Genomic DNA, 1929 nt, shown 5'->3' on the forward strand with positions numbered 1-1929 from the left:
GGCCCGGGCGGGTGGGGGCGCGCGCGGCGCCCCCCGCCCCCCCCCCCCCCCCCCCCCCCCCCCCCCGGCCCAGCCCCAGAACCCGCTTTCGGCGACCAACCACGAGGGGCTCCGCCGTTGGCTGGAACCCATCATTCCACGCGGGAATTGGCGCGCCGGCCCCGCTGGGCCTACCATCGGCGGTCCCCACCCCCACCGCCCCTTCCATGTCCGCTCCCGCTTCCACCGCGCCGCGCCGCTGGTTCGTCGCTGGCGACTTCAACGGCTTCTTCGGCCTGGTCGTCGACAATCTCTCCATCCTCGGCTTCATCGCCATGGCCCTGGTCGGGATGTTCCAGTTCCCCGCCGACGTGGTCTTCGGCCGCATGTTCCCCGGCACCGCCCTGGGCGTGCTGGTCGGCAACCTGCTGTACACCCTGATGGCACGGCGCCTGGCCGCGCGTACCGGGCGCGACGATGTCACCGCCATGCCGCTGGGTCTGGATGCGCCGACCAGCATCGGCATGGCCCTGCTGGTGCTGGGCCCGGCCTTCCTGGCCTTCAAGCAGCAGGGCCTGGACCCGCATGCTGCCGCCATCGCCACCTGGCAGCTGGGCATGGCCTCGCTGGTCATCATGGGCGTGCTCAAGCTGATCCTGTCCTTCTTCGGTGAAGCGGTGACCCGCGCGCTGCCGCGTGCCGCGCTGCTGGGCTCCATCGCGGGCATCGCACTGGTGCTGATGGGCCTGCTGCCGTTGCTGGAAACCCTGCGCTCACCGCTGGTCGGCTTCACCACGCTGGGCCTGCTGCTGTACGTGCTGATCGCCAAGGGCAAGCTGCCGCTGCGCGGCCCGGGTGTGCTGCTGGCGTTCGTGTTCGGCACCGTCCTGTATTACGGGCTTGGCCTGGCCGGCCTGGGTGTACCCGGCTTCCAGATTCCGGCCTGGGTGCCGCCGCAGGTGGTGCTGCCGCTGCCGACGCTGGGCTTCATCGAGGGCCTGCCGACCGCGATGACCTACCTGCCGCTGCTGCTGCCGTTCGGCCTGCTGATGGTGGTCGGTGGCATCAACGTATCCGAGAGCGCGCGCGCGGCCGGCGATGACTACCGCACCCGCGACATCCTGCTGGTGGAAGCAGTGGCCACGCTGGTGGCGGGCGTCTGCGGCGGCGTTGCGCAGACCACGCCGTACATCGGCCAGCCGGCCTACAAGCACATGGGCGCGCGCAGCGGCTACACGCTGCTGACCGGCCTGTTCGTCGGCATCGGCGGCATGCTCGGCATCATCTCCGGGCTGGTGCAGTGGCTGCCGCTGGCGGTGCTGGCGCCGATCATCGTGTACGTGTCGATCGACATCACCACGCAAGCGTTCCAGGCCACGCCGCGCCAGCATGCCGGTGCAATGGTGCTGGGCTTCCTGCCGTCGGCGGCCTACCTGCTGGCGATCAAGGCGCCGGGCTGGATTCCGGCCGAGCGGATGGGGGCATTGCTCACCCACGTCGATGGCCACGGCCTGCCGGAGCTGGCGGTGATCTTCGCGCTGGGCAATGGCTTCATCATCACCTCGATGCTGTGGATCGCCACCGTCGCGGCGATGGTCGATGGCCGCCTGCGCCGCGCCTGCGGCTTCCTGCTGGTGGCGGCGGGGCTCACCCTGTTCGGCCTGATCCATTCGGTGGATCCGCGCGGCGGCATCTACCTGCCGTGGGATCTGGAAGGCCTGGCGCGCATCATCAGCTGGCAGTTCGCGGGCGCCTATGTGGCACTGGCGGTGCTGCTGGGGCTGCTGTCGTTGCAGAAGCAGCCGGTGAAGCCGCTGGGTGATCGCACCGGTCATTGACCGGGGACGCCGGGCATGGCCCGGCGCTACCGCTCCTTCCGCTTCGGGCGTGTTGTAGAGCCGCGGCGGGGCGCGGCGGGGCTGAGGCGAGCGCCGGCGCGGCGCGACCCCG

The 1929-nt window shown here is 71.1% G+C and carries 1 protein-coding gene; it reads left to right on the plus strand.

The window, feature by feature from the left end:
* Positions 1–206: 206 nt before the first annotated feature.
* Positions 207–1817, plus strand: coding sequence for a SulP family inorganic anion transporter (locus AC13GI_RS18395; protein ID WP_482997002.1), 1611 nt, complete (start codon positions 207–209; stop codon positions 1815–1817).
* The last annotated feature ends 112 nt before the right edge of the window (positions 1818–1929 follow it).

The organism is Stenotrophomonas sp. 82F1, from assembly GCF_056861525.1.

Excerpts from the sequence above, each read along its gene's own strand:
- AC13GI_RS18395 (WP_482997002.1), top strand. The coding sequence starts at position 207 with ATGTCCGCTCCCGCTTCCACCGCGCCGCGCCGCTGGTTCGTCGCTGGC.